General features: G+C 71.7%; 22 protein-coding genes. 10 read left to right on the top strand and 12 right to left on the bottom strand.

The features are described from left to right. Positions 1-41: 41 nt before the first annotated feature. From CcI49_RS27530 to CcI49_RS27515, 4 genes are all read right to left on the bottom strand, one after another. Entirely contained in the window at positions 42-2,357 is a 2,316-nt protein-coding gene (locus CcI49_RS27530; protein WP_076830786.1) for a prolyl oligopeptidase family serine peptidase, read from the bottom strand. Next, positions 2,358-4,139, bottom strand: coding sequence for an N-acetylglutaminylglutamine amidotransferase (locus CcI49_RS27525; protein WP_076830783.1), 1,782 nt, complete (start codon positions 4,137-4,139; stop codon positions 2,358-2,360). It lies immediately after the preceding gene. Positions 4,140-4,378: 239 nt separating this feature from the next. Beyond that, positions 4,379-7,042, bottom strand: a complete 2,664-nt coding sequence (locus tag CcI49_RS27520) for a carboxylate--amine ligase/circularly permuted type 2 ATP-grasp protein (protein WP_076830780.1) — start codon at positions 7,040-7,042, stop codon at positions 4,379-4,381. 704 nt (positions 7,043-7,746) lie between these two features. Next, positions 7,747-8,694: a LysR substrate-binding domain-containing protein gene (locus CcI49_RS27515; protein ID WP_076830776.1), complete on the bottom strand. Its 948-nt coding sequence runs from the start codon at positions 8,692-8,694 to the stop codon at positions 7,747-7,749. A 112-nt stretch (positions 8,695-8,806) separates the two neighbouring features. Between CcI49_RS27515 and CcI49_RS27510 the strand changes: the two genes are divergently transcribed. The 4 genes from CcI49_RS27510 to CcI49_RS27495 all read left to right on the top strand — a co-directional run bounded on the left by CcI49_RS27510 (position 8,807) and on the right by CcI49_RS27495 (position 12,382). Then, a complete protein-coding gene (locus tag CcI49_RS27510; protein ID WP_006539284.1) occupies positions 8,807-9,367 on the top strand; it encodes a peroxiredoxin in 561 nt (186 codons plus the stop codon). Then, on the top strand, positions 9,367-9,906 hold the full coding sequence (locus CcI49_RS27505; RefSeq protein WP_054567072.1) for a carboxymuconolactone decarboxylase family protein: 540 nt from the start codon (positions 9,367-9,369) through the stop codon (positions 9,904-9,906). Before CcI49_RS27510 ends, CcI49_RS27505 begins: the two co-directional genes overlap by 1 nt. An 803-nt stretch (positions 9,907-10,709) precedes the next feature. Next, positions 10,710-11,534, top strand: coding sequence for a GntR family transcriptional regulator (locus CcI49_RS27500; protein ID WP_076830772.1), 825 nt, complete (start codon positions 10,710-10,712; stop codon positions 11,532-11,534). Positions 11,535-11,743: 209 nt separating this feature from the next. Next, on the top strand, positions 11,744-12,382 hold the full coding sequence (locus tag CcI49_RS27495; protein ID WP_054567070.1) for a hypothetical protein: 639 nt from the start codon (positions 11,744-11,746) through the stop codon (positions 12,380-12,382). On the opposite strand, the gene CcI49_RS27490 is transcribed toward CcI49_RS27495, so the two are convergent. The 4 genes from CcI49_RS27490 to CcI49_RS27475 all read right to left on the bottom strand — a co-directional run bounded on the left by CcI49_RS27490 (position 12,328) and on the right by CcI49_RS27475 (position 17,334). Further along, on the bottom strand, positions 12,328-12,918 hold the full coding sequence (locus tag CcI49_RS27490; protein ID WP_076830769.1) for a hypothetical protein: 591 nt from the start codon (positions 12,916-12,918) through the stop codon (positions 12,328-12,330). The two genes, CcI49_RS27495 and CcI49_RS27490, sit on opposite strands and share 55 nt — an antisense overlap. Before the next feature lie 240 nt (positions 12,919-13,158). Then, complete coding sequence (locus CcI49_RS27485) at positions 13,159-14,322, bottom strand: dienelactone hydrolase family protein (RefSeq protein ID WP_076830766.1); 1,164 nt, start codon at positions 14,320-14,322, stop codon at positions 13,159-13,161. A 266-nt stretch (positions 14,323-14,588) separates the two neighbouring features. Next, on the bottom strand, positions 14,589-16,553 hold the full coding sequence (locus tag CcI49_RS27480) for a bifunctional diguanylate cyclase/phosphodiesterase (protein ID WP_076830763.1): 1,965 nt from the start codon (positions 16,551-16,553) through the stop codon (positions 14,589-14,591). A gap of 214 nt (positions 16,554-16,767) precedes the next feature. Beyond that, positions 16,768-17,334, bottom strand: a complete 567-nt coding sequence (locus tag CcI49_RS27475; protein ID WP_054567066.1) for a pyridoxamine 5'-phosphate oxidase family protein — start codon at positions 17,332-17,334, stop codon at positions 16,768-16,770. A 105-nt stretch (positions 17,335-17,439) separates the two neighbouring features. On the opposite strand from CcI49_RS27475, the gene modA reads away from it, so the two are divergent. From modA to CcI49_RS27455, 4 genes are all read left to right on the top strand, one after another. Then, positions 17,440-18,273: a molybdate ABC transporter substrate-binding protein gene (modA, locus tag CcI49_RS27470; protein ID WP_054567299.1), complete on the top strand. Its 834-nt coding sequence runs from the start codon at positions 17,440-17,442 to the stop codon at positions 18,271-18,273. A 41-nt stretch (positions 18,274-18,314) separates the two neighbouring features. Continuing rightward, on the top strand, positions 18,315-19,136 hold the full coding sequence (locus CcI49_RS27465) for an ABC transporter permease (RefSeq protein ID WP_054567298.1): 822 nt from the start codon (positions 18,315-18,317) through the stop codon (positions 19,134-19,136). Beyond that, entirely contained in the window at positions 19,133-20,275 is a 1,143-nt protein-coding gene (locus CcI49_RS27460; protein WP_054567065.1) for an ABC transporter ATP-binding protein, read from the top strand. The genes CcI49_RS27465 and CcI49_RS27460 overlap by 4 nt, the downstream gene beginning before the upstream one ends. A 99-nt stretch (positions 20,276-20,374) precedes the next feature. Further along, positions 20,375-21,157, top strand: a complete 783-nt coding sequence (locus CcI49_RS27455) for a CAP domain-containing protein (protein WP_076830760.1) — start codon at positions 20,375-20,377, stop codon at positions 21,155-21,157. A gap of 90 nt (positions 21,158-21,247) precedes the next feature. On the opposite strand, the gene CcI49_RS27450 is transcribed toward CcI49_RS27455, so the two are convergent. The 4 genes from CcI49_RS27450 to CcI49_RS27435 all read right to left on the bottom strand — a co-directional run bounded on the left by CcI49_RS27450 (position 21,248) and on the right by CcI49_RS27435 (position 23,841). Next, positions 21,248-21,574 (bottom strand): Rdx family protein, encoded by a 327-nt coding sequence (locus CcI49_RS27450; protein ID WP_054567297.1) that lies wholly within the window; start codon positions 21,572-21,574, stop codon positions 21,248-21,250. Between the two features lie 157 nt (positions 21,575-21,731). Next, complete coding sequence (locus CcI49_RS27445) at positions 21,732-22,442, bottom strand: MBL fold metallo-hydrolase (protein WP_006539271.1); 711 nt, start codon at positions 22,440-22,442, stop codon at positions 21,732-21,734. Between the two features lie 135 nt (positions 22,443-22,577). Further along, on the bottom strand, positions 22,578-22,952 hold the full coding sequence (locus tag CcI49_RS27440; protein ID WP_241840263.1) for a thioredoxin domain-containing protein: 375 nt from the start codon (positions 22,950-22,952) through the stop codon (positions 22,578-22,580). 361 nt (positions 22,953-23,313) lie between these two features. Next, entirely contained in the window at positions 23,314-23,841 is a 528-nt protein-coding gene (locus CcI49_RS27435; RefSeq protein ID WP_076830757.1) for a MerR family transcriptional regulator, read from the bottom strand. A gap of 242 nt (positions 23,842-24,083) precedes the next feature. On the opposite strand from CcI49_RS27435, the gene CcI49_RS27430 reads away from it, so the two are divergent. After that, positions 24,084-24,722 carry a hypothetical protein gene (locus tag CcI49_RS27430; RefSeq protein ID WP_054567063.1) on the top strand — a complete coding sequence of 213 codons (639 nt, stop codon included), beginning with the start codon at positions 24,084-24,086 and terminating at the stop codon, positions 24,720-24,722. A gap of 265 nt (positions 24,723-24,987) precedes the next feature. Further along, on the top strand, positions 24,988-26,634 hold the full coding sequence (locus tag CcI49_RS27425; RefSeq protein WP_054567295.1) for an FAD-dependent oxidoreductase: 1,647 nt from the start codon (positions 24,988-24,990) through the stop codon (positions 26,632-26,634). The last annotated feature ends 1 nt before the right edge of the window (position 26,635 follow it).

Below are 26,635 nucleotides of genomic sequence, written 5' to 3'. Positions count from 1 at the left end.
CACACCCCCGGTGGAGGCCCGGGTAGCCGCGACCGCGCGCCTCAGACCGCCTCGCCGAGGGTCTCCGGCACATCCGCGGTCACCAGGTGGGCTGCCACGAACTCCACCACGGCGCGAACGAAGGCGAGCCTGTTACCCCGCTCGGAGACCTCGTGCCCCTCTCCCGAAAAGAGCAGGTACTCACACGGCACCCCGCGGGCCCGCGCGGCGGCGACAGTCTGCTCGGCCTCGAACACCGGGACATTGGTGTCGTGGTCGCCGTGCACGACCATGAGCGGAGCCGCGAGTGCGTCCATCCGGTGCAATGGCGAGAGCGCCCGCAGGAGATCACGATCGGCAACCGGATCCCCGTACTTGGTGACGGCAGGTGCGGCGATCCACGGCTCGGTGTGCTGATAGAAGGTCTCCAGGTCCACCATGCCGCACACGTCGACGCCCACGGCGAACAGCTCGGGAAACCCGACGAGCGCGGCCAGCGTCAGGTAGCCGCCGTAGGAGCGGCCCGCCACCCCGATCCGGCCCGGGGCCGCCAGGCCCTCATCCACCAGATAGGTGACGGCGCTGGCGACGTCGGCGATTCCGGCGAACCGCCGCTCCAGGTGGTCGGCCTCCTCGAAGGACCGGCCGAACCCGGTCGAGCCCCGCACGTTCGGTGCGAAGACGGCGATGCCCCGTGCGAGCAGCGCGTGGAACAGCGGGTTCAGCACAGGGCGTTCCTGCGCCTCCGGGCCACCGTGGAAGTACAGCAGCGTCGGCACCGGGCCCGGGCCGACAGGCGGGCGATACCACCAGCCGCTCAGTTCCAGCCCGTCGTGGGCACCGAAGCGGTGGGAGATCGGGCGGACCAGCCGGTAGCCGACGGACTCGGCCGCCAACGCCGACCGGTCCAGCACACCGTCGACGGAGGCGGGCTCAACCGACGCGAGCTCAACCGTGGGGTAAGCCGTCGGTGTGTGGGAGACCAGACATCGGTAGGCGGGCCCCTCCGCCGCGTGGGTATCACCCGGAGCCAGGCCTTGGCCCTGCTCCGCTACTCCCGCCTGTGCCAGATCCAGCGTCCACACCTCACCGGGGGTGGTGGACCCCGCGAGTCCCAGGATCAGCGTGGATCCATCGGGGCTGCTCAGAAGGCGGGTGACCACCTCTCTCGGAGGCGACGGCAGGGTTCGGGTCACGTCGTTCGCGAGGTCGAACAGCACCAGCTCGCTGCGTCCGCCGACGTTCCAGCTCAGCACGGCCGTGGTCGGGTCGACCAGGATGAAGCGTTCCAGGTCGGCGTCGTCGCGCCCGATCAGCAGCCGCACCGAGCCAGGGGTGCCGTCGGGGCGCGGGATGACCTCCAGCAGGCCCGCCCGCTCCCGCCCCAGGTCGCTGGCGAGCAGCACGCTGGAACCGTCGGCGGTGAACGTGCCGGCGACGGTGGTGGCGGTGCCACCGGGAACCACGAAGCGGGCCGCCACCGCGGCCGAGGGCAGCAGCACCTCGGTGGCGGGCAGCAGCACCTCGGTAGCCGGCTCCGGCTGCTCGGACACCGGTGCGGTCGCGGCCACTGCTGGGGCAGCGACCGCGAAGTCGGGGACCGCGACCCGGCTCAGCAGGATCCGCCGAGCTCCACGCGGGCCCTCCCGCAGCAGCAACGACAACCGGCCGTCAGCGTCACCCGGACCTTGCGCTTCCTCGTGCACGGCGCAGACCTGCAGGGCCAGTCCGACCGCGAGGTGACGACGATGGCCCGACAGATCGACGGCGAGAGCATGGGTGAGGCCGGATCGGACGGATTCGGTGATCAGCAGAAGCCGGCCGCCCGCAACCCACCGGACCGCGGTCGCCGCCGACGGTTCCGCGGTGCCCGCCGCATGCCCGCCGGCCAGATGGCACAGGCCTGTGCCGTCGGGCCGGACCACGTGGACCTCGGTGCGTTCCCCGCCGCCTGGCGCTACGACCAGGGCGATCCACGTTCCGTCAGGAGACCACAACACGGACCGCACCTGGCCGGGGCCGGTGTCGACGGCCCGTTCGGTGCCGTCCCTCTCGCGGATCCACAGTGCGGGGATCCCGGTGCGGTCGCCGACGAAGGCAAGGGCACCGTCCGGGCCGGGCGACGCCCCGCGCACGCTCGGCGGCGCGGCCCATTCGTCGACCAGGTCACGTGGGCCGCAGCCGGGCCGCTGCCAGGGAAGGTCGGTCTCGGCGCCTGCCGTGGCCTGCCCGGGGCCCGCCGTTTGTCGCCCAGCACCAACCGCGAGCTGAGTGACCTCCGCCGCGTGCTGCGCGACGTCCACTGCGTCCTGCTCCGACCGCGGTGCGGCGGGTTGAAGCGGAATGCCGGTGGAGACCGACTCGACCGGACGGAGCATTCACACCCCCTGTGTCTGCAACCACATCTCCAGCAGGGCGGCCTGCCAGAGCGCGTTGGCTCCCAACGTTGTGCGGTTCGAGTTCGGCTCGGCGAGCATCGTCTCGATCCAGTCCTTGCGGAACAGCCCACGGGCCCGTGCGGCCGGGTCCGTCAGCGCGTCGRCCACCCGCTCCAGGAACGGGCCGTCGAGATGGCGGATGGCCGGGACCGGGAAGTATCCCTTCGGACGGTCGATGACGTCCACCGGCATCAACGGTCGGCTGAGGTCCTTGAGCACGCCCTTGCCGCCGGAGGCGAGCTTCAGCTCGGGCGGGCAGGCCGCGGCCAGCTCCACCAGCTCGTGGTCGAGGAATGGGGTGCGGGCCTCCAGACCGGCGGCCATGGTCATGTTGTCGACCCGCTTCACCGGGTCGTCGACCAGCATCACCGTGGAGTCGAGGCGCAGCGCGGCATCGACGGACGTCTCCGCACCCGGCTCGGCGAACCGTTCGGCGACGAGGTGGCGGCTCGCGTCGGCCTCGATGAGATGGTGCGCCTCGACCATCTCCGGCAGATCGGCGTGTGGGCGGTCGGCGAAGACTCTCAGATAGGCGTCCACGGCGTCGCCACGCGGTACCGCGGCCAGTGGCGGGTACCAGGCGTAGCCGGCGAACACCTCGTCCGCGCCCTGCCCGGACTGCACGACCTTGACGTGCCGGGCCACCTCCTGGGAGAGCAGGTAGAACGCGACGCAGTCGTGGCTGACCATCGGCTCACTCATCGCGGTGACGGCCGCGTCGATCGCCGGCAGCAGCCCGCTGCCGGGCACCCGGATCTGGTGATGGTCGGTGCCGAATCGGCGGGCGATGATGTCCGAATAGTGGAACTCGTCCCCGGACTCGCCACCGACGTCCTCGAAACCGACGCTGAACGTGGCCAGGTCACGCTGTCCGGCCTCGGCGAGCAGAGCGACGATGAGACTGGAGTCGAGCCCGCCGGAGAGCAGCACGCCGACCGGCACATCCGCGACCATGCGCCGGCGCACGGCGATGCGCAGCCGTTCACCGATCGCGTCCTGCCAGTCCCGCGCCGTCCAGGCGGCGTGCTCCGGGCGGCGGGTGAAGTCGGGGCGCCAGTACACCTCGTCGCGAGTGGTGCCGTCCGCCTCGACGATCCGGATGGTGGCCTGCGGGAGCTTGCGGACGTCCGTGAGGATGGTGTGCGGCGGCGGCACCACGGCGTGGAACGACAGGTAGTGGTGGAAGGCGACCAGGTCGATGTCGGAGGACACCTCGCCGCCGGCGAGCAGGGCCGGCAGGCTGGAGGCGAACCGCAGTCGGCGCGCGTCCCGCGTCACGTAGAGCGGTTTGATCCCGAGCCGGTCGCGGGCGAGGACCAGCCGGCCGGTGTCGCGCTCGTAGACGGCGAAGGCGAACATGCCGGCGAAGTGGTCGACGCAGCGGGCGCCCCAGTGGTGGTAGGCCTTGAGGATCACCTCCGTGTCGGAGGTGGAGAAGAAGCCGTACCCGGCGTCGACCAGCCGGTCGCGCAGCTCCTGGTAGTTGTAGATGCAGCCGTTGAACACCGCCGTGAGCCCGAGCGCGGTGTCGACCATGGGCTGGGCGCCCCGCTCGGAAAGATCGATGATCTTCAGTCGGCGGTGACCGAAGGCCACCGGGCCCGCCGACCAGGTGCCGACCCCGTCCGGGCCGCGCGCGACCATCGCGGCGGTCATCCGCCCCACCGCGGCGACGTCCGCCCCGCGGCCGTCGAACCTCAGCTCACCGCTCAGCCCGCACATGTTCCAGCTCCCGTCGATCGGTCGGTCAGACGGTCGTTCTGCTCCCCCTCGGCCTGGTCCACGCATCCGGGTCACCGAAGTCACCGAAGTCGGCGAAGGTCACAGGTAGACGCGCGCCAGGTGCGATCAGTGGGTGACGCGGCGCCTACCGCGCCACCCACCTTCGTGGGCCGAGGTTTCACCACGATGACAGCGGTGTTGCTGTGCGCAACACCACAGTGACCCGAAGCCTCGGGGTGTCAGGACCGAAGCAGCCAGGTGTCCTTGGAACCGCCTCCGCGCGAGGAGTTGACGATCAGGCTGCCGACCGGTGCGACTCGGCTGAGCGCCGCCGGGGCGACGATCGTCTCCCGCCCGGCGTAGACGAAAGCCCGCAGATCCACCGCACAGGGCGCGAGCTCGCCGTCCACCCAGGTCGGGTGAGTCGACAGTGACACGACCTCCTGGCCGATCCAGCCCCGCGGGTCGGCCAGGATGCCCGCGCGGGCCTGGGCCAGCTCCGCGGGCTCGGCGGCCGGGCCGATCACGACACCGGCACCGCCGTAGCCGTCGACGGGCTTGACGACCAGCCGGTCGAGGTTCTCCAGGACGTGGTCGCGTTGGTCGGGGTCCCCGCAGACGTAGGTCGGGACATCGTCGAGCAGGGGCTGCTCACCCAGGTAATAGGTGATCATCCGGGCRACGAAGGCGTACACCACCTTGTCGTCGGCGACGCCGTTGCCCAGCGCGTTCGCCAGCGCCAGCGTGCCAGCACGGACGGCCCGCAGCAGACCCGGCCCGAGCGGCGCCCCGTCCGCGCCGGGCAGCCCGAGCAGCTCGTCCTCGTCAACCCGCCGGTACAGGACGTCGACACGCCGGCGCCGGCCCCGACCACCCGGCACGGCGTACAGGATGTCGTCGTCGACCAGGATGTCCGTCGGGGTCAGCAGCGGCACCCCCATCTCCTCGGCGAGGAAGGTGTGCTCGTAGTAGGCCGAGTCCCGCGGCCCGGTGGTGAGCACGGCCACCGYGGGCTCGCCGTGCACCGCCGGCGGCGCCGCGGCGACCAGTGCCTCGTGCAGAAGTGCGGGCACCGTGCTGACGCTCAGGATGGCACCCGGCGGGCTGAGCTCGGGCAACGCCGAACGCGTCAGCTGCCGGGCCTCGATCGCGTAGGCGACCCCGGAGGGCACCCGCAGGTTGTCCTCCAGCACGAGCCATCCCCCGTCGCCGCCGCGGACGAGGTCGATGCCCGCCACCGTCGCCCGGGCCCCACCGGACAGCGGTGCGCCGTCGCGGGACAGCACCCGACCGGTGTGCCTCAGGCCCGGAGAGTCGTTGACCACCCACGGCGGGATGACGCCGTCGGCGACCGCGGCCCGTTCGGAGTACGTGTCACGCAGAAAGGCCTCCAGTGCCCGTACCCGCTGGGTCAGCCCGGCCTGCAGCCGCTCCCAGTCGGCCGCGGCGACGATCCGTGGCACCAGGTCAAACGGGAACGGGCGTTGCTCGCCGTCGACGCGGAAGACCACGCCGCGTTCCACCTGCTCGCCCTGCATGGCCTCGCCGCGCTCCGCGAGCACGGCCGGCCCCAGGCGTTCCAGGGCACGCGCGACGGCGCGGTACGCGGGCCGCACACCGTCCTCGATCGACATGACCTCGTCGAACCCGGCCGGCCGGTACTGGCCGAGGAGGGAGCGCGCGGCCCGGGCCGCCGGCGGCGGCGGCAACGCCACGGCGCCACCGAAACCAGCAGCAGCAGCACCAACACCAGCAGCACCAGCACTGCCGCGGGTGCCGACCCCGTCGAACGGATCCGTCGCCGCAGACGGCGACTCGCGGGTCTCGGTCAGCAGCAGGTCGGCCACATCCGTCAGCAGCCCGCGGCGGGCGTGGGCCCGGCGCTGGCGGGAGGCGGCGCTGCCGTGCCCGACCGCGGCTTCGGCCAGATGCCCCACCAGCTCCCAGTCTCCGAGCTGCTCAAGCTCGGGACGCACCTCGGCCAGCAGCCGCCGCAGCAGCTCCTCCGCCGGCACGCTGCCGGCGCCGGATGTGTCGACCAGGTCGCCCTCGATACCGGAGCGGGCCGCCCGCCAGGTGGCCGCCCGCAGCAGCTCGCCGCGGGGCGGTGGCGCCGGGTCGCCTGCCGTGATGGAGTCGATCGCCCGGCACACCAGCGCTCGGAACAGGCCGGCGATCAGGATCACGGTGTCCACATCCGGGCAGGCGTCGCAGATACGCAGCTCGACCGTGGGCAGATGCGCCGAGGGCCGGACGTCGAAATAGACCATTCCGGGGTCGCTGATGACACCGGTCTTGACCAGGTCCGCCACCAGCTGGTCGTATTCCGCGGCGGTCTGGAACGGGCCGGCGACGCCGGCGGTGGGCCATCGTTGCCAGACCATCGTCCGCATACTCGCGTAGCCGCTGTCCTCGCCGTTCCAGAACGGTGAGGAGGCCGAGAGCGCGAGCAGCATCGGCAGCCACGGTGCCACCCAGGAGGTGACCGCCATCGCCAGGTCCCGATCAGCCACGTCGACGTGGACCTGAGCGCCGCAGATGAGCTGCTCGCGGGCGAGGAGCTGGTATTCCTCCGCCATCTGCAGGTATCGCGGGTCCGGTGAGACGTCGTGGGCCTGGGTGGAGATCGGTACGGTTCCGGCGCCCGCCGGGCCCAGGCCGAGCGGCTCCGCGACGGCGGCGAGGCGACGACGCAGGTCGACCAGGTCCRCCCGCAGGTCGGCCAAGTCGGTGCACGGCCTGCTGTTCGTCTCGACGACGGACTTCAGCAGCTCCTGGGAGAACTGGTCGTCGGGGAGCCCCCGCAGTATCTCGGCGGCCCGCGGAACGAGTCGCCGCGTTTCGAGATCGAGGATGTGAAATTCTTCTTCTACACCGACCGCCGCAATCCGCGCGTCGCTCATGAATACCTACACTAGGGCCGACGGGTTACGGGGATATRTCCTGGGCGTATCACCGCTGCTCACCCGGGCCCGATTTATTCCGGGCGGGATGTCATGATTTGTCATGCCGCGCAGATGAATCCCACGCACGGGAATCCTCGGCTCCACGGGCACCCCGTGGCCTCGCCTGTTCACATCGGGCCTGTTCACAGTCGGCTCCGAACCTGTTCGGGCGCGGTCCACCACGCATGGCGGATTCCATGCGGGCCAGATCCGCGGACGGTCACCCTCCCCCCGCTGCACCGCGGGCAGGGACGACGCCTGCGTGCCGGCCAAGGCAAGCCGCAGCCACCGCCAGCACGCCTCCCCTACCCGCAGAGAACCAGTTTAAACCGTGACTAATCGCCCTAATCGCGCCTCGGATCGTCAGGCGGCCGATAGCGCCGCAGGCCCCGGGCAGCCACCCGTCCGGGGACGGAACGAGGACGGAACGAGGACGGAACGACCCATCGGTCACCATCCGAGTCCGACCGGCACGGGCCCACCAGGACGGCCGTCGGGATACGCGCCACGATCTCGATCGAGATCGAGATCGTGGGCCGGTGGCGGGAATCGGCACATCAGAAATCGCGACAACCGAAGACGTCGGCCGACGAGGCGAGAATCCGAAGGAAAACCACGCCGACGGAGACGAAATCCGTTGCCGGCGATACCCCTCGGATGCGTCAGGAACCCGCCGTCAGCGCGGCCGGTGTCACCGGCAGGCCGGTTCCCGGCAGCGCCGCGCGGATCTCGGCGGCGAGCAGACTCCATTCGGCCACCCGGGCGGACGTCGCCCGATACGCGAGCCCGATCCGGCGGCGGGGCGCCGGGGTGCAGAAGGTCGCCGTCGCGAGGCCACGCCCCTCCCCCACCTCGACGCCCACCGCGGCCGCGGGGACCAGTGTGAGCCCCAGCCCACCGGCGACCATCTGCACGATCGTCGACAGGCTCGCGGCACGCAACGCGCTGCGCTCCCGCGCCCCCGCCTCCCGGCACACATCGAGAGCCTGGGCCCGGAAGCAGTGCCCGTCCTCCAGCAGCAGCAGCTCCTGGCCACCGAGCGCGGCCACCGGCAGCCCGTCCCCGCCGGCCATCGGATGATCCACCGGTGTCACCAGGACGAAATCCTCGTCGTACAGCGGCAGCTCGGCGACTCCGGGCTCGTCGGTCGGCAGCGCGAGCAACGCCAGGTCGAGCGCACCGCCACGCAGCTCCTCCAGCAGCGCCGCGGTCTGGGCCTCCCGCAGCCTCGGGCTCGCCTGCGGCCGCTGGGCACGCAGCAGCGGAAGCAGACGGGGCAGCAGATAGGGCGCCACGGTGGGGATGACCCCGAGCCGGATATCACCCGACAGCGGCACCTGCGCACGCACCGCGACCTGCGCGATGTCGTCCACCGCCCCGAGGACCCCACGGGCCCGCGCGACGATCTCCTCCCCGACCGGCGTCAGCAGCACACTGCGGGTGGTGCGCTCGACGAGCTGGATGCCGAGCGTGCGCTCCAGCGCCGCCACCGCGCTCGACAGAGTGGGCTGACTGACGTGCAGCGAGGCCGCCGCCCGACCGAAGTGCCGGTGATCCGCCACACCCACCAGCGCCCGGAGTTGGGCGAGGGTGGGCTGAGGTTGAGCCATAGCCTCAAGCTATCAGATTCCCCAAATCTTTCGATTTCCCTTCTGAGTAGACGGTCGCAAGAGTGGAGCCCGTCGCCCCACCCCGGGGCACCAGAGACAGGAGATCGTTCGGATGCTGACCGTCGGCGACGTCTTCCCCGCCTACGACCTGACCGGGGTCGTCTCCCTGAACCCGGACACGGCGTTCGTGCAGGAGACCTCCAGCAGCCGTCCGGGCCAGTGGCGCGTCGTGTTCTTCTGGCCGAAGGACTTCACCTTCGTCTGCCCGACCGAGATCGCCGCGTTCGGCCGGCTCAACAGCGAGTTCGCCGACCGTGACGCGCAGGTCCTCGGCGTGTCGACGGACAACGAGTACGTCCACCTCGCCTGGCGGCAGAGCCACGAGGACCTGCGCGAGCTGCCGTTCCCGATGCTGTCGGACATCAAGCGCGAGCTGACCCAGGCCTGCGGCGTGCTCGGGGACGACGGTGTGGCACAGCGGGCGACCTTCATCATCGACCCGGACGGCGTCGTCCAGTTCGTGATGGTCACCGCGGGCAGCGTCGGCCGCAACCCGGCCGAGGTGCTGCGGGTGCTCGACGCCCTGCAGACCGACGAGCTGTGCCCGTGCAACTGGCAGAAGGGCGAGGCCACGCTCGGCGGTGGCAAGGCCCCCGCGGAGGTCGCGGCCTGATGGGGGTGGCTCGCCTTCGGGAGCTGCTTCCCGACTACGCCAAGGACATCCGGCTCAACCTCGGTTCGGTGACGTCGCAGTCCAACCTGAGCCCCCAGCAGCTGTGGGGAACGGTGCTGGCCTCCGCGATCGCCAGCCGCGGCCGCACCGCACTGGCGGAGCTGGAGGCCGAGGCCCAGGCGTTCCTCACCCCCGAGGCCGCGACCGCCGCCCGCACCGCCGCGGCGCTCATGGCCATGAACAACGTCTACTACCGGACGATGCATCTGCTGGAGGACAAGGAGTACTCCAGGCTGCGGGCCGGGCTGCGGATGAACGCCATCGCCAACCCGGGCGTCGACAAGGTCGACTTCGAGCTCTGGTCGCTGGCCGTCTCGGCCGTGAACGGCTGCGGTATGTGCCTCACCGCCCACGAACAGGAGCTACGCAAGCGGGACGTCTCCCGGGAGGTCATCCAGGACGCGATCCGGGTGGCCTCGGTCGTCCACGCCGCGGCGGTGACCATCGAGGCACACGAACAGGTCGCCGCGGCGACCTGACACAGGCCCAGCGGCCCACCCGGAAAGAACGGCCGGCGCAGCCGGCCCTGCAGGACGGCAGGCCCTGCAGGACGGCAGGCCCTGCAGGACGGCAGGCCCTGCAGGTTTGCCTGAGGCCGGCGTCAGGTTCGCATGAGGCCCGGCGTCGCGGTGGCACCGGCCGCGACGCCGGGCCCGTTCGCGTTCCGCAGCACATCAACGGCCACCACCCCGGGCGCGACACGCCGACGACGAAGGCACTCTGAGTGCCGCGACGCGCCGAGAGCGGAGTGGCTACCGAAATCGTTCTCCGATCCGGGCAGCCACGCAGCGCGACCCTGTGTGATTGCGTGGCTTCGGCGGCGACGTCGCCGAAGCCACTCGGCCATCGGCCGCCCACAGTCGACGAATGCCGGTCGGCATGTGGATCCGGGGCCGGGCACTCTCCCGGGAACGCACCGGGAGCCGGGCGGCGACCACTGCGATCTCGCCACTTTGAGTAACGACGCGGCCGTATTACGCCAAGCCATTTGTGGTTTACACCGTGGTCTGATTCTCCCCAGCCCATCCAACCCAGTCCATCTGATGCCACAATGCAACTTCACAAGCACGCCTTGTAGTCAGGGCCTTGTAGTCGTCGTCGGGTTTCGATCGCTCGGCGCCCACGGTGGTGTCCGCCAGGCCAGTCGGACGCCATCGCGGGCGCGCCAGAACCTCCGGCGCGGCCGTTGCTCAACGACGAGCGTGGACATGGACACCGCCAATGCGGCCGGCCGCGTCAACCCGCGGATGCCGGTGGCATGAGGAACTGGGGGAGCACCGTCATGGCGTTACTGAATCCGGCCAACATCAGTGCAGTGCGCGGGGGGCATGCGCTGCGCGTACCCCGGCGCGGCAGCGAATCCGCCACAGCGGGAGCAGCCGACGGAACAGGCGCCGGGTCGGCAGGCCCACCGCGCATCGGCCCGCTGCCCGAGAACAAGGTCGGCCAGCAGGTGCGGGTGCCCAAGACCGCCGAGCTCGTCGCAGCCCAGCTCCGCCGCCAGATCGTCCGCGGCGAGCTCGTCGAAGGCGACGCGCTGCCCCCCGAAGCCGTCCTCATGGAGCAGTTCGGCGTCTCCCGCCCCACCCTGCGCGAGGCGTTCCGCGTCCTCGAATCCGAAGCGCTCATCTCCGTCCGCCGCGGCGCCCACGGCGGTGCCCGCGTCCACACTCCCGACGGCCAGGTCGCCGCACGCTACGCGGGCCTCGTCCTCGAACACCGCCACACCACTCTCGCCGACGTCCACACCGCCCACACCCTGCTCGAACCCGCGGCCGTCCGCCTGCTTGCGACCCACCACACCGACGCCACGCTCACGGCCCTGCACACGGCCCTCACCCACCCCGACCCCGCCCACTTCCACCACCAGCTCCTCGAGCACGCCGGCAACCAGACCCTCACCATGATCGCCGGGATGCTCCGCCACATCCTCGACACCCACACACCACCCCCGCACCCCGCGCCTCACAACCACCACGACCACACCCACCTGCTCGACCTCATCGCGCACCACGACCCCGACGCCGCCGATACCCACTGGCGCACCCACATCACGACCACACCCACCCAGCCCCCCACCATCGTCCTAGACCTTCTGGGCGAGTGACGATGCGGCGGCGGCCCCGCTGTGTCCCTGACCGGGCACTCTGGGCGCGCCGCCAGGCATCGCCTGTCACCGATCGGGAAGCAAAGGTGACGGAACCGGCAGAAAAACCGACCGACCGGCACAGACGGGTAGGGCGGGAAACGTAACTGACAACAAGCTTTCATCAACCCTGATGGTTAAAGCTCCCGCTCCGGGTTAGCGTGTGCGCCATGCCGCTGTCGGGACTTGCCTGGCAGACTCTCCCGGACGCGGGGGCGTTGGCCCTGGTAGATACCAGCTCACGGCGGGCCGCCGCGCTCGCCCGTCCCCATCCCCGTGAACTACCCATGATCGACGTCGTCGACATAGAGCGACTCGTCGTGGCATGGCTGTCAGTTCAGACCAGATTTGCCGCCGAGCAACAGCTCGTCGAACGAGTGGAGGATGACCCCCATCGCACGATGACAGCACTGTCCTGGCTGCTGGCGATGTGGACGGTCACGATCCACCTGCGGACGGGGCGCCCCCCGGCCGCGGTGGTCGCCGCGATGACCTATCGCCAGGTATGGCGTAGCCCGGAGGCTCCGAACTCGGAGCGGGTCTGGGAGACGTTGACCGATCGAATCAGGTTGGGCACGCTGGCGGCGCTGACGTCCGACGCCGGTTCCGCGGTCGAGTTCCGCGCCCAGGTCGACAGCCCGCGCGGCATGGCCGCCGTCATGTTGCGCCATGCCCTCGGCGTGATGGCCAGCCTCGCCGAGGACATGCGAATGATCGGAGTCGACCCTCAGGACATGGCCGGCACGCTTGCCCTCTACACCATCGACCCGGATGGTCCGACCGCGCCGTGCTTCCGCCCGCTGGCCTGAGCAGGCAGGGCCCGGGCCGCACCACCCCGCGTGGCCGCCCGCCCGATGATCAGGCCGGCGGCAGCTCCCCAGGAGGGCTTGGCGATGCGCCCGCGCCCGTTCCGGCCGGCGCCGCGTGCCACGGCGCCCCGCCCGCCGCCGATCCGGGCGGCTGCGGGTACCCGCCTGGCACGCGGCGCACCCACCGACGACCTGGGCGCGTCATGCGCCGCCCCGGTCGCCCCGGTCGCCCCGGTCGCCCCGGTCGCGCCCGTCAGGTCAGTCGTGCCGGACTCGGGTGGCACGAGGGCAGCGGCCCGGCCGGCCGCCTCCGGGCCGTCGATGTACACGGCGCTGGTCATCCCGCCGTGGCCGTGTATCGCCAAAAGTGACTGCATCGACGGGTAGATGGCGACGGATCCGTGGTCGGAGTTCCACCACAACACGCAGGTACCGTCCGGAGCCTGCACTCCGTAGGCCACCGCCCCGGTGCCCGAAACTCCGGACACGTCTACCTCTCGCTCCAGGTGAAACCGCCGGATCTGGCGAGCGGACATGCTGGTCGACCTCCTCGCGGGTCACATCGCCGTACCGCTGGACGCTGCCCGCCACACCGGCGACGACCGGCCAGCCGCCGGGAGAGTCGGCACCGGCCGGTCGGGTCACCGTAGCCGCCGTGATCGGGGGCGGTCATCTGATTGGCCTTCCACGACGGTGGCATCGCCGTCGCTCGACGCGTCACCGCAGGTGAACGGCAGCGTAGCGGCTGATCAGACCACAGACGTTTCCTGCCGGGCTCAGCTCGCCACGCGGAGCTCGCCTTCGGGGTGGCGTTCTGCCGCCGCCACGGTGAGATAGCTGTCGTAGCCCGGCACGCCGGCCAGCCGGCTCTCCAGAAAAGCCACCGTGTAGTAGGTGGCCAGGCCGTGCGCACGGTCGATGTCGATGGCCGGTGGTCGGCAGGTCAGCTCCTCCGTCACCTCCAGCCGGACGCGCACTCCGTCCTCGACCTCGTGCCCGCGGGCCGCCGCGGCCTGCGCGCAGATCTCGGTGAACGAGTTGTGCGTCCCGCCCGCCACCGTGACCAGGTAGCGCGGGTGCGCGCCGGTGAGCTCGTCGAACGCACGTCTCGCGTTGCGCTCGAACGGAACCGCGCCGTCCAGACGACCGCCGATCAGAAGGGCCGGTACCCGAACGCGGCCGAGCAGCCGCGCCGGGACGACCTCGGTGGCCGGGGCGATGCCGACCACGGCCCGCACCCGAGGGTCGGCTGGCGCGCGCAGGAACCCGACCGTGGAGACGACCGAGGTCAGACCGCCGAAGGAGAAGCCGACCACCCCGATCGCATCGGCCCGGACGATGCTGGAGAGCGGGCAGTCGTCATCGGTGAACGCGCTGATGACGTTCGAGACGTCCACCGACCGGTCGCTGGCCAGCTCCACCAGTGGTGCCTGCCGGCCCTCGGCAGCCTCGATCATGGTGTCGCCCGGATGGTCCGGCGCGGCCACGACAAAGCCGTGCGTCGCCAGCGCCTCGGCGAGATAGGCGAGCTGCACCCGGCTGCCCGCGCTGCCGTGCGAGATCACCACCAGCGGGAAACGGCCGGGCGCGATCGTCCTCCCCTGCAGGGCGACCCGTGACGGCACCGCGATGTCGGATGCCACCGGGTAGCGGGCGGCGCCGTCCCGCGGTCCTTCGGCGGCAGGCGTCGGCCCCTTCCAGGTCGGGTACCAGACCGACGTCGTCAGGGTGCGGTCGGGGCGGTCGGGGTTGGGCACGATCAGGGTCTGGTAGCCCACCGCATACGGCCCTGGCTGGTCGGGGGGCGGCGCCTGGTCAGGCGGCACCTGGTCGGGTCGCGACCGCACAGCCGCCGCGGCAGCCGGCGGAGGATGGCCCGCCGGCGCGCTGTCGCCGGCGGGCGGCGGCCCGGAGGTGGCCAGCAGTGTTCCCCCCAGCACCGCGGCTGCCGCTGCCCCTGACCAGACAGACCCCGTCGAGGGCGGCCATCGGAACGGGCGACCCCCACGCGCGGAGAACGCCCGGGAGCCCAGCCGGGCGCGCCGCGACGGCGCCGTTCCCGACGCCCCAACCACAGCTCTGACACTACGCACAGCGACCACTCCGGAGCGACCGGATCAGCGAAACCCGTGCGTGCTCCAGAGTGGTCCGAAGCGGCCCGGAACGGTCCCGCGAGGCCATGGTTACCTGGTCAACGGTGGCCCGGTCAGCGACGGCCGCCCAGGCTCATCACCGTCGTGACGTCATCCCCGTCCGGACCACCGAGCAGCTCGGTCAGGCGCCGTGGCCGTCCGACGTGATAACCCTGCGCAATCCCGACACCGATGTCGAGCAGTGCCGACGGCAGCGTGGCACGGTCGACGCCTTCCGCGATCACGATCATTCCTGCCGACCGTGCGATCTGGACGACCGCCTCGACCAGGGCCCGATCGCGCGGACTGGTGTCGATGGTGCGAACAAGCCCCGTGTCGATCTTGACCGCCCACAGCGGAAGGTTCCGCAGCGCCGTCACCGCCCCGGTGGTCATCCCGAAGTCGTCGAGCAGGACCGCGCAGCCAGCCGCGCCGAGCTGCTCGGCGAGGCGCCGCGCGGCATCCGGATTCGCCACCGCGGCGCTCTCGGAGATCTCCAGGCCCAGGCGGGAGGGGTCGACACGACCATCCCGCAAGGTCGAGAGGACGAAGTCACCGAAGGCCGGATCCCGCAGTGAACGGGCCGCGAGATTCACGTAGAGCCGCCCGGACAGTCCGCTGAGCAGTGCGTTCACGGCGCGCAGCACGACCCAGCGGTCAAGGTGCAGACCGAGGTCGGTGTGCTCGGCGGCAGCCAGGAAGCCGCGTGGGCCCAGCTCGGGCCAGATCCCGTCCCGCAGCCGGGAAAGCAGCTCGAAGCCGATCACCTCGCGGCTCGCAAGGTCGACGACGGGCAGGACGTCCAGCGACATCTGGCCGTTGTCGAGCGCCGCCGCCACCCTGCTGGTCACCGTGACCCGCAACGCCGCCTCGTCGTACTGCTCACGGGTGAACAGCCTTGCCCGGTTGCGCCCCACCCGCTTGGCCTCCCGCAGCGCGAGGTCCGCCCAGGCGAAGGCGGCCTCGCTGCCGGCCGCGAGCTCCAGCGGGACCACGCCGATGCTGACGGTGGCCTGCACCGCGACCTCCTCGGCCGCGGCGGTGCGGGCGGCGACCGCGGCGCACAGGCGTTCGGCGATCGCGAGGCCCTCGTCTCCCCCGCCCTCGCGCAGGAGGACGGCGAACTCGTCCCCACCGAGGCGCCCGAGCACGGTGTCCGCCGGCAGTTCCTCCCGCAGCAGGCCGGCCACGGCACGGAGCACGGCGTCGCCCACCGAGTAGCCCTGCAGATCGTTGACATCGGCAAGATGATCGACGTCAAGCAGGAGCAGCGAGCCCACCGCGGTCTGGACGCCCGTGGTCCGGATCTCCAGGTCCTCCGCCATCGCGTACCGGGTGAGCAGCCCGGTCAGCGGATCGGTGGACACCCCGGCCGCCGCCGCTGCCCCGACCTCGGCCGCCGCTCCACCATCCGGCGCGGCTCCACCATCCGGCGCTCCGTCAGACGGCGCGGCTCCGTCAGGCGGCACCACCTCGCCCGCACCGGGCAACATCACTTCACCGGACGACCCGGCTCCGTCGCCCGGTGCGCCTGCGCTTCCCAGCGCGCCCGTACCACCCGGCCCAGCTGCACCACCCGGCCCAGCTGCACCGCCCGGCAGGCCGACGCCGTCCGCGGGATCATCCGGATCCCGCGTCGGAACACCCGGCGTGGCGTCGACGGCCGCGCCGGCAGATCCGGGCAGCAGGCCGAGGCTGCTCGCCACGGCCTCGTCCGCCAGATCCACGATCTCGAAGAGCAGCAGCTCCGAGGGCTGACCCGCGCTCATGTCACGGCAGGTGATCCGCAGCAGATGCGACGTTCCGTCGACCGCGGTCCAGTCGGCGACCGCCGGTGGGGCACCTGGATGCAGCCCGGTGAGGGGCAGCCCGGCTTCGGCGACCGCGAGGCGGGACTCGAACGGCGAGTCCGGGTCACGCGTGCCGGTGACCAGCTCGACGAGCGCGTCGTTGACCCACGCCACCCGGCCGTCGGCGGTGACGATCAGCATCCCGACCGATGACGCAGCCGCGGCCAGGCCCGCAACCCCAGCGATCACCGCACCTCCCGTACCGCGCCGCCCGGAGTGCGCAGTCTAATGTCCACAACACCCCGGTCTGTCGGTCACCGCGCCGTGTCGGCCATCGCCGCGATCCACCCGCTGGCTCGAGTCATCAGCGATCACGACCAGGCCACTCCGCACGTAACCCACCCGTAACAAATTCCGTGATCCGCATCACATCTCGCCGGGGAAGGAACTTCGAAACTCCTGGTCAGAGTGTGCCGAGAACGCGGGTTATCGAGATCTCCAGGACGACCCGTTCCGGGTTCACCCGCGGGGCCCGGTACCGCTCGGCGTAACGACGCACCGCCTCGGCGACCGCCGCCGGATCGTCCCGGACGACCGCCAGCCCCTCGAGGGTCGACCACCGAGGCCCGTCGATCTGACACACCGCCACGGGCACGCCAGGCGCCGATCGCGGCCGTGACGCATCCCGGCCCGACTCGTTCCCCGAGTCGGCATGAACGCCGCCGCGCGCTTTAATTTCGGACAATTCGCCATCAAAGGCGTCAGGATCGTCACGGAATGGCGCCGCAGCCGGCCGCGCCTCGGCGAAATGCTCACCCGCCGTGACCCCATCGCGACCATTTATCAGCGCGACCTTGCGTGAACGCCGAAAGGTGATCACCCTCGCCAGGCCGGCCGCCGGCTCCAGCGTCACACCGACCGGGACGACGTGGGCCGTACCGTCCGGACGCACCGTGGTCAGGCTGCACAGATGCCGCTCCCGCCAGAACTCGAGGAAGGCCGCGCCGCGCCCGCTGAGATCAACCGTCATGGGGCCAGCCTCCCATGCGCGCAGGCAGGCGGTTACCGATCCGTAAACGCGGCCTGAAGAAGGAGACAGATTCCGCGATTGCGGCTGTATCGTGCATCCGTGTCGATGATCCGTACAGGGCGCAAAGCCCGTGTCTCTCGCCTCGCCGTTCCCCTCGTCCTGGTCCCCGCCCTCGCGCTCGTCGCGGCGGGCTGCGGGTCCGACGACGATGACGACACGGCCACCGCCGCTCCCTCCGCCAGCGTCACCGCGTCGGCGGAGCCTCACAAGATCACCGTTCTCGCCGCGGCCTCGCTGACCGAGACGTTCACCACGCTGGGCAAGCAGTTCGAAGCGGCCCACCCCGGCACGACCGTCACGTTCTCCTTCGCCGCGAGCTCGGCTCTGGCGCAGCAGATCAACTCGGGCGCGCCGGCGGACGTGTTCGCCTCCGCGAGCGCGAAGAACATGACCGAGGTCGTCGACGCGGGCAACGCCACCGGTCCGACGACCTTCGCCACGAACTCGCTCGAGATCGCGGTGCCGGCGGACAACCCGGCCAAGATCGACGAGATCGGTGACCTCGACGAGGCCGGCGTGAAGGTCGCGCTGTGCGAGGCGCAGGTACCGTGTGGCGTGGCCGCCACCACCGTCCTCGAGAAGGCCGGCGAGAAGGTCACCCCGGTGACCTACGGCGCCGACGTGAAGGCCGTCCTGACCTCCGTCAGCCTGGGTGAGGTCGACGCCGGCCTCGTCTACCAGACCGACGTCGCCTCGGCCGACCCGAAGAAGGTCATCGGCGTCGAGATCCCGGCCGACGTCAACGCGAAGACCAGCTATCCGATCGTCGCGCTGAAGGAGTCGAAGGACGCGGAGACCGCGAAGGCCTTCGTCGACTACGTCCTGTCCGCCGACGGCACCAAGGTGCTCACCGAAGCCGGCTTCGGCCCGGCGAAGTGACCACCCGCCGCCTGGCACGGCGAGCAGCCCGCACGCGGCCTGTGACCCGCGCACGCCGCGAGGCACGGGTCCGCGCTCCCTGGCCGCTCGCCGTGCCGGCGGCGCTCGCCACCGTCTTTCTGCTGTTCCCGCTGCTCGCCCTGATCATCAGGGCGCCGTGGGAGTCCCTGCCCGATCTGCTCACCGACCCGTCGACCCGGCACGCGCTGTGGCTTTCGGTGCGGACGGCCACCATCGCCACGGCCATCTGCATGGTGTTCGGCATTCCGCTCGCGTGGGCGCTGTCCCGCGCGTCCTTCCCGGGGCGGGACCTGATCCGCGCGCTGGTGACCATTCCGCTGGTCCTCCCGCCCGTGGTGGGCGGTGTCGCGTTGCTGCTCGTGCTGGGGCGGCGCGGCATCGTCGGCCGCCACCTCGACAACTGGTTCGGGTTGACCATCCCGTTCACCACCGACGCGGTGATCCTCGCGCAGATCTTCGTCGCGATGCCCTTCCTCGTCCTGTCGGTCGAGGGCGCGCTGAGCGCCGCCGACCAGCGCTTCGAGGAGGCGGCGGCGACGCTGGGCGCCAGCCGGGTGACGACCTTCCGCCGGGTGACCCTGCCCATGATCCTTCCYGCGATCGGCGCGGGTGCCGTGCTGTGCTGGGCCCGGGCGCTGGGCGAGTTCGGCGCGACGATCACGTTCGCCGGCAACTTCCCGAAGACCACCCAGACCATGCCGCTCGCCGTCTACCTGGCCATGGAGGTCGATCCGGAGAAGGCCATCGCGTTGTCCCTCGTGCTGCTGAGCGTCAGCATCGTCGTGCTCGTCGCCCTGCGCGGACGCTGGTGGAACAGCCGACAGGCCCAGGGGATCGCATGATCATAAAATCCGACGGAACCGGCCTCGTCGCCCGCATCGGCATCCAGCTGGGCACGCTGGACCTCGACGCCGAGCTGACCGTCCAGCCCGGGCGCACCCTCGCCGTTCTCGGCCCCAACGGTGCCGGCAAGAGCACCCTGCTGCGCGCCCTCGCCGGGCTCGTTCCGCTGCGGTCCGGGCAGATCGTGCTGAACGGAGTCGTCCTCGACCAGCCGGAGAACCGGCACTTCGTCTCCCCCGAGCACCGCGGCGCCGGGTACGTCTTCCAGGACTATCTGCTCTTCCCGCATCTGAACGCCATCGACAACGTCGCGTTCGGACCGCGGGTACGTCATCGGGTCCGCCGGGGGGCGGCCCGCGCCGCCGCCCGCCAGTGGCTCGCCCGGCTAGGCCTCGCGGAGGTCGCGCACCTGCGCCCGAACGCACTGTCCGGCGGGCAGGCGCAGCGGGTCGCGCTCGCGCGCGCACTGGCCCCCGACCCGGGCCTCCTCCTGCTGGACGAACCGCTCGCGGCGCTGGACGCGGGCACCCGCCTGGAGGTCCGCGCCGAGATCCGTGCGCTGCTGCCCACCCTGGACGTCCCCGTCGTCCTGGTCACCCACGACCCGGTGGACGCGTTGACCCTGGCCGACGACGTCGCCGTGCTCGAACGCGGCCGGGTGGTGCAGCGAGGCACCCCGGTCGAGGTGATCACCCGCCCGCGCACGCCGTACGTCGCGCGGCTGGCCGGGCTGAACCTCTTTCCCGGCACCAGCTCGAACGGTGTGGTCACCCTCGACGCAGGCAGTGGTGGCGGTGGCAGCGGCGAAGGAGGTGGCGGTGGAACGCCGGTCACGCTCCTGGGGCCTGCCGACGCGCCGGCCGGGAAGGTCCTCGTCGCGCTGCGCCCGTCGGATGTCGGTGTGCACCTGGAGGAGCCCCTGCGCGCGGAAGGCGTCCTGGTCCTCACCGGGCCGGTGACATCCGTGGAGCAGCTGGGCGACCAGGTACGGGTGCAGATCTCCACCACACCCGTGGTGCGTGCGGAGATTCCGGCCCGGCGGCTGGCGGAGCTGCGGCTCGTCCGCGGCACGACCGTGTGGCTCACGATCGACCGCAAGCACGTCGAGGTCTACAGCCAGGCCGAGCCCGGGATCTGAGCTCCGAACCGGGAAGCGACCACCCGACACGCGCACCGAATGCCGGGTTCGCTACAGTTCGAGGCGTTGCGAGGGGGGAGATCGCCAAAGGAGTCTCCAATGGCCCGGGTCCGTAAGACCGTCGCCAGCGCAGCAGTCGCAGCCGCCCTTGTCGCGGCCGCCTCGTCCTGCCGTACCGATCCGATCGACCTGGCCGACAACGGCGGCCGGCCGACAACCGCCGCCGCGACGCCGAGCGCGTCACCCGCCACGGCGACGCCAACCGAGCCGACACCGGCCACACCGACAGCGCCAACCACGACCGCGGCCGAGGTGACACCGCCGGCCTCGGCCCCGGCCACATCCACCGCCCCCGCCGGACCGATCCCGGCGCCGGCGACCACCCAGGCGCAGGCCCCAGCGCCGGTACCGCCGCCCACGACCACCAGGCCCGCGACGACGCCGAGCGCATCGCCGCGACCGGTCCCGGCACCATCCACGCCCGCGGCCCCGGCGGCGGGAACCCGGCAGGACGAGGTCGTCCGGCTGACCAACGTCGAGCGGCAGGCGGCCGGATGCGGACCGCTCGCCGTCGACGCCAGCCTGTCCGCCGCGGCCCAGGCCCACTCCGCGGACATGGCCGCGAACAACTACTTCAGCCACTCCGGCCTAGACGGCACCTCGCCGGGCGACCGGGCCCGGGCTGCCGGCTTCCCGTCCTCCTACGTCGGCGAGAACATCGCGGCCGGTTCGACAACCCCGGCGGCCGCCATCGCGCTGTGGATGGGCAGTTCGGGCCATCGCGCCAACATCCTCAACTGCGCCTACACCCACATCGGCGTCGGCTACGCCGAAGGCGGCTCGTATCGCTACTACTGGACGCAGGTGTTCGGAACACGCTGACCGGCACCGGCTCCAGGACCACGCCGGTGCGGGAGCACCCGACGACAGGTGACGTCGACACTGGCCGCAGGGCTCGATGCGGCGCCGCGGTCAGTGCTCGACGTGCCCCAGCGGGCGCCCCGGCGCGACCCTGTCACGCAGGGCGCGCTTGACCGCGGACGGCTCGGGAAAGCCCTGCTCGCGCCGGTCCCACAGCACCTCACCATCGAGCCGGACGGTGAACACGCCGCCACTGCCCGGCACGAGCGCGACCGAGCCGAGATCCGTTTCGAAGGTCGTGAGCAGTTCCTGGGCCAGCCACGCGGCGCGTGGAAGCCATCGGCAGCGGGTGCAGTACTCGATCTCCACGCAGGGCCGGCCCGGACCACCCAGCTCGGCGGAGCCGGCCCCAGCCGCCGGCTCGGATTCAGCACCCATTGCCACCATCTCCATCACCCCGACAGCCGCGTCACCCGGCACCAGCCCGGCCACGCCCGCCAACCCCAACGTCCGGCCTCACAGCCGCGCCGTCAACCGGTCCAGGCCGGGCCGTCCAGGCACCGGCCGTCAGGCACCGGCCGTCAGGCACCGGCCGTCAGGCACCGAGCATCGCGAGCCACTGCTTCGAACTCGTCGGCCGGAAGACGTAGTTCATCTTGCGCACGACGCTCAGCTCGGCGGAGGACTCCGCCGAGTACCGGTGGCCCGGGTAGACGGTCACGTCGTCCGCCAGGGCACCGAGCCGGCGCAGGCTGTCGTACATCGCGGCCGCGTCGCCGCCGGGGAAGTCCATCCGCCCGCATCCTTCGAGGAACAACGTGTCCCCCGCGACGAGGCGCCCGTCGACCAGGAAGCACTGGCTCCCCGGCGTGTGCCCCGGAGTGTGCAGCAGCCGGATGTCGACCGCGCCCACGGTGACGACGTCGTCGTCGGAGTGCTCGACGAGCTCGGCCTGGCCCACACCGGTCCCCCGGCGCACCCACTCCGCCTCGTCCCGCTGCAGGTGGATCGGCACCGAGGTGCGTTCGAGCAGCTCACGGATGCCCTCCAGCTCGATGCCGAAGGCCGTGCCACCCACATGGTCGGCGTGGTGATGCGTCACCAGCGCCCCGGTCAGCCGCATGTCGTCGGCGGCGAGGATGTCGAGCAGGTCCCCGACCCGGTAGGCCGGGTCGACGACGACAGCTTCGCGGGTCTCCCGATCACCGATGAGGTAGACGAAGTTGACCATCTGGGTCGCGGCGGGATCCCCCACCGCGAAGTCGCGACCGGACAGAAGCTGACGGAAGTACAGGCGCTCGCTCACACCGCGAGCCTACGGAGCACCACCCCAACGCTCCAGAACCGCCAGGCTCCGGTGCGACCGTCGCCGCTGTGCCTCGCGACCCGGGCGACCTGCCGCGGGCGCCTCACCGCGGGGTCGCCGCGGGCCCCGCATCCGCTACAGGTACGCGGCGAGGTCATCCAGCAGGCGCCGTCGGCTGCGCGCTCCCACCATGGTCGCCATCCGGGTGCCGTCCCGGACCACGACCATGGTCGGCATCGCCAGCACGCCGTAGGCCAGGGCCGTTTTCGGGCTCGCGTCGACATCAACCTCGACCACTCGCAGACGCCCTGCCAGCTCGGCCGCGATCTGCCCGAGGATCGGCCGCATCAGCCGGCACGGCGGGCACCAGTCGGCGTGGAAGTCGACGAGAACGGGCACCGGGGAACCCAGCACGATCTGGGCGAACGTCTCATCGTCCGCGTGCCGCACCGCGGCCTCGGCGTCGTTCTCCCTCAGATCCGGGCGGCCCAGGACGTCAGATGTGTTCATGAGATGAAAACTCCCTCGCGTCAATGTCGTCATGGGAATTCGGCGTTCATGGCCATGGGGCCCGTCACGGAATCCCGAATCCGGGGCTTCCGCTGCGACCGCCGCTCCCGAGCAAGAAGTAAGGATTCCGGCTGCCACAACAACCGAAATCCTTACCTCCTGCGGATCGCCAAACGGCTTCGCGCCCTGTTTGTTCTTTTGAGGAGTGAATTTTCGGCCCTGTGCGGCCGGCGCGGGATACCGGTGGGTCGGCGTGCGGCGGGCTGGGCACGGACCAGCCGGGTCGATATCGGTGGCCCCAGATCCGCCACTTCTCGGGATCTTGTTACCTACTCCATCCGGATCGCGTTTCTCCTGCCGGTCACGCTGTTCCCTCGACGAAGGAGGCGGGTGACCGGGCCGCCCCGTCGTCGCGCTGTGCGTCGGGCGGGAACAGCGCGCACCTCGGCCGCTCGGCGGAGACACCAAGACCTCGGACGTCCCGCCAGGGGCCGGGAGAGCCCGCCTCGGCCGGCGGGGGAGCCTGCGGCGCCCCGCCGGCGCGGCGAGCTGCCTCCAGTCGTGCGGCGATCCGCTCCCGTGCCTGGAGAAGGCGAGCCATCTCGTCATCGATCTCGGCGATCCGGCGTCGGTAGCCGTCGACGGAATCCGGGCAGGCGTCACCGCTTCCGTGCCCGGCCCGGAGGCATTCGACGAAGGGGCGCGTCTCGGCGAGCGCGAAGCCCTCGGCGACCCGGGCCCTGATCTCCTCGACCGCGCGGAGGTCCGTGGCGTCGTAGTCCCGGTAGCCGTTGGACATCCGCCTGGCGGGAAGCAGCCCGTGCTCCTCGTAGTACCGCAGTGCCCGGGGACTCGTGCCGGCGAGCCGTGCCAACTCACCGATGCGCATCCGTGTCTCCTTCGCCGTCGTGCCGCCACTTCGCCGTCGTGCCGCCACTTCGCCGTCGTGCCGCGTCACCGTCGACGCTAGACGTTCACGTCGGCGTCAAGGCCAGCCTGATTCACGGCCGACCGCTCGCCCGGACCAGTACCGGCGCCGGCGCCCCGCTGTCGCCGGCGCGGGAAGCGTGGCGACACCTCGGACGAGCCCGATACGGCCCCGGCGGTTACATTCGCCGGGTGACGGACAGGATGCGCCGAACGGCCAGGCCTGCTCCGGAATCCTCCGACACCGGCCGCGTCACGCCCAGCCAGCTGGCCTACTGGCGCCGCTCCGGCCTGGTACGTCCGGGGCGTGGCGAGCTGACCCAGGCCAGAGCCGTGGCCGCGCTGCGCCGCGCCGGTCTGAGCCCACGGCGTATCAAGGCGGCCGCGGAACGCCTGAGCGTCGGTGCCGATCTCGGTGCCGGACAACAGGACGTGGGAATCGCGGCGGGCCGGGGCACGGGTGCGCCTGCGCGCTCCGCCCGGCCGGGGCAGGTGCCGCTGCGCTTCGCGGTGTACGGGCAGGAGCTCTTCGTCCAACGGCCCGGCGGCGCCTGGGAGGGAGACCGTGCGCCGGGCCAGCTGATTCTCGACGGAGTCGTTCCCCTCGTCCCGGTCGACACGGTGCTGGTCGGGCACCTGCCCGGCGGCATACCCCCGAGTTCCACGCCAGCCGGCGGCGGCAGGGCCGGGTGGTCGTCGGGAGCTGCGGGCGGGGGCCGGGGCGGGGGCCGGGGCGAGGGCCCGGCGCGGGCAGGCGGCGTCCGGCCCACCGGTGCGTCCGCGAGCGATCAGATCCGCCGGTTCCTGGGCCGCCAGGAGGCTCTCGACCATCGGGACCACTGATCGTCGTGGCCCTGCGGCACCACGCCGCGTAGTCCACCCGCTACGCCCACTTCCAGGGCATTCGTCCGGACCGGCCGGCTGATGCGGGTGAGCAACCTAGACTGAGGCCCGTGACCGAACGCCGTCGACCACCTGTGGCCCGCCAGCCAGCTCATCCAGCAGCCTCGCCGGCACAGCGGTGACGCCCACCGAGACGTCGGCTCATCCGGCGCCCAGCACCGGCACCGGCGATGCCGCCTCGGCTGGGCGGGGCGGGGATCGGCCGGTGCTGCTGACGGTCGACGACGACGTGAACGTCTCGCGGGCGGTCGCCCGTGACCTGCGCCGGCGTTACGGCGGGTCGTGGCGGATCGTGCGGGCCGAGTCCGGGTCCCAGGCGCTGGAGGCACTGCGCGAGATCAAGCTGCGTGGGGGCGAGGTGGCCGTCATCCTGGCGGACTACCGGATGCCGGGCATGAACGGCATCGAGTTCCTGGAGCAGGCGATGGACCTGTTCCCCGCGGCCCGGCGCGTCCTGCTGACCGCCTACGCGGACACCAACGCGGCGATCGACGCGATCAACGTCATCGACCTCGACCACTACCTGCTCAAGCCCTGGGATCCGCCGGAGGAGAAGCTCTACCCGGTGCTGGACGCGCTGCTCGAAGCCTGGCGGCTGGCGGACCGCCAGCCCGTCGCCGAGGCCAGGGTGGTCGGGCACCGCTGGTCGGCCCGTTCCTACGAGGTGCGAGACTTCCTGGCCCGCAACCACGTGCCGTACCGCTGGTACCTGGCGGACGAGCCGGAGGGCGAGCGGCTGCTGGCCGCGGCCGGCGCGGAGCCCGACTCGATCCCGTGCGTGATCACCACCGACGGCACCGCGCTCGTCAACCCGAGCGACGTCGAGCTCGCGAACCGGGTCGGGCTCGCGACGGCGCCGGCCGGCGACTTCTACGACCTGATCGTGGTCGGCGGCGGGCCGGCGGGCCTCGGCGCGGCGGTGTACGGGGCCTCCGAGGGCCTGCGGACGCTCCTCGTCGAACGGCACGCGACCGGCGGCCAGGCCGGGCAGAGCTCCCGGATCGAGAACTACCTGGGGTTCCCCGACGGTGTCTCCGGTTCGCAGCTCACCGACCGGGCCCGCCGCCAGGCGCTCAAGTTCGGCGCGGAGCTGCTGACCACCGCCGACGCGGTCGCCCTGGAGACCGCCGGCCCCGCCCGGCGGCTGGTGCTCGGTGACGGTGGCCGGATCGACGCCCACGCGGTCATCCTCGCGACCGGTGTCTCCTACCGGCAGCTCAACGCCCCGGGCCTCGGCGACCTGACCGGCCAGGGCGTCTTCTACGGCTCGGCGCTCACGGAGGCTCCGAGCTGCAGCGGCGAGGACGTCTACATCGTGGGTGGGGCGAACTCCGCCGGGCAGGCGGCGATGTACTTCGCCCGGCACGCCCGGTCGGTCACGATGCTCGTCCGGGGTTCCGGGCTTGAGGCCTCGATGTCGCACTACCTCATCGAGCAGATCGCGGCCGTCGCGAACATCACCGTCCGGACCTGCACCGAGGTCGTGTCCGCGCACGGCACCGACCACCTCGAAGGCCTCGTGCTGCGCGACAGTTCGACGGGCCAGACGGAGAAGGTCGACACCCACTGGTTGTTCGTCTTCATCGGGGCCGCGCCCCGCACCGACTGGCTCGACGGAGTCGTGGCCCGCGACGAGCACGGGTTCGTGCTGGCCGGGCCGGATCTCATCGTCGACGGCCGTCGGCCGGCAGGCTGGGCGCCGGATCGGGATCCGTACCACCTCGAGAGCAGCCTGCCGGGTGTGTTCGTGGCGGGCGACGCGCGCGCCGAGTCGGTGAAGAGGGTCGCGTCGGCCGTGGGCGAGGGCGCGATGGCGGTCGCGCTGGTGCATCGTTATCTGGCCGGGCGCTGAT

The organism is Frankia sp. CcI49 (assembly GCF_001983215.1).
GTDB lineage: Bacteria > Actinomycetota > Actinomycetes > Frankiales > Frankiaceae > Parafrankia > Parafrankia irregularis.
The sequence above is the reverse complement of the archived record's forward strand: the minus strand, read 5'-3'. Positions and strand labels throughout refer to the sequence as shown.

Excerpts from the sequence above, each read along its gene's own strand:
- modA (WP_054567299.1), top strand. The coding sequence starts at position 17,440 with ATGATCCGTACAGGGCGCAAAGCCCGTGTCTCTCGCCTCGCCGTTCCC.
- CcI49_RS27430 (WP_054567063.1), top strand. The coding sequence starts at position 24,084 with ATGCGCCGAACGGCCAGGCCTGCTCCGGAATCCTCCGACACCGGCCGC.
- CcI49_RS27475 (WP_054567066.1), bottom strand. The coding sequence starts at position 17,334 with ATGACGGTTGATCTCAGCGGGCGCGGCGCGGCCTTCCTCGAGTTCTGG.
- CcI49_RS27505 (WP_054567072.1), top strand. The coding sequence starts at position 9,367 with ATGGGGGTGGCTCGCCTTCGGGAGCTGCTTCCCGACTACGCCAAGGAC.
- CcI49_RS27515 (WP_076830776.1), bottom strand. The coding sequence starts at position 8,694 with ATGGCTCAACCTCAGCCCACCCTCGCCCAACTCCGGGCGCTGGTGGGT.
- CcI49_RS27460 (WP_054567065.1), top strand. The coding sequence starts at position 19,133 with ATGATCATAAAATCCGACGGAACCGGCCTCGTCGCCCGCATCGGCATC.
- CcI49_RS27530 (WP_076830786.1), bottom strand. The coding sequence starts at position 2,357 with ATGCTCCGTCCGGTCGAGTCGGTCTCCACCGGCATTCCGCTTCAACCC.
- CcI49_RS27450 (WP_054567297.1), bottom strand. The coding sequence starts at position 21,574 with ATGGGTGCTGAATCCGAGCCGGCGGCTGGGGCCGGCTCCGCCGAGCTG.
- CcI49_RS27500 (WP_076830772.1), top strand. The coding sequence starts at position 10,710 with ATGGCGTTACTGAATCCGGCCAACATCAGTGCAGTGCGCGGGGGGCAT.
- CcI49_RS27440 (WP_241840263.1), bottom strand. The coding sequence starts at position 22,952 with ATGAACACATCTGACGTCCTGGGCCGCCCGGATCTGAGGGAGAACGAC.
- CcI49_RS27510 (WP_006539284.1), top strand. The coding sequence starts at position 8,807 with ATGCTGACCGTCGGCGACGTCTTCCCCGCCTACGACCTGACCGGGGTC.
- CcI49_RS27455 (WP_076830760.1), top strand. The coding sequence starts at position 20,375 with ATGGCCCGGGTCCGTAAGACCGTCGCCAGCGCAGCAGTCGCAGCCGCC.
- CcI49_RS27490 (WP_076830769.1), bottom strand. The coding sequence starts at position 12,918 with ATGTCCGCTCGCCAGATCCGGCGGTTTCACCTGGAGCGAGAGGTAGAC.
- CcI49_RS27435 (WP_076830757.1), bottom strand. The coding sequence starts at position 23,841 with ATGCGCATCGGTGAGTTGGCACGGCTCGCCGGCACGAGTCCCCGGGCA.
- CcI49_RS27495 (WP_054567070.1), top strand. The coding sequence starts at position 11,744 with ATGCCGCTGTCGGGACTTGCCTGGCAGACTCTCCCGGACGCGGGGGCG.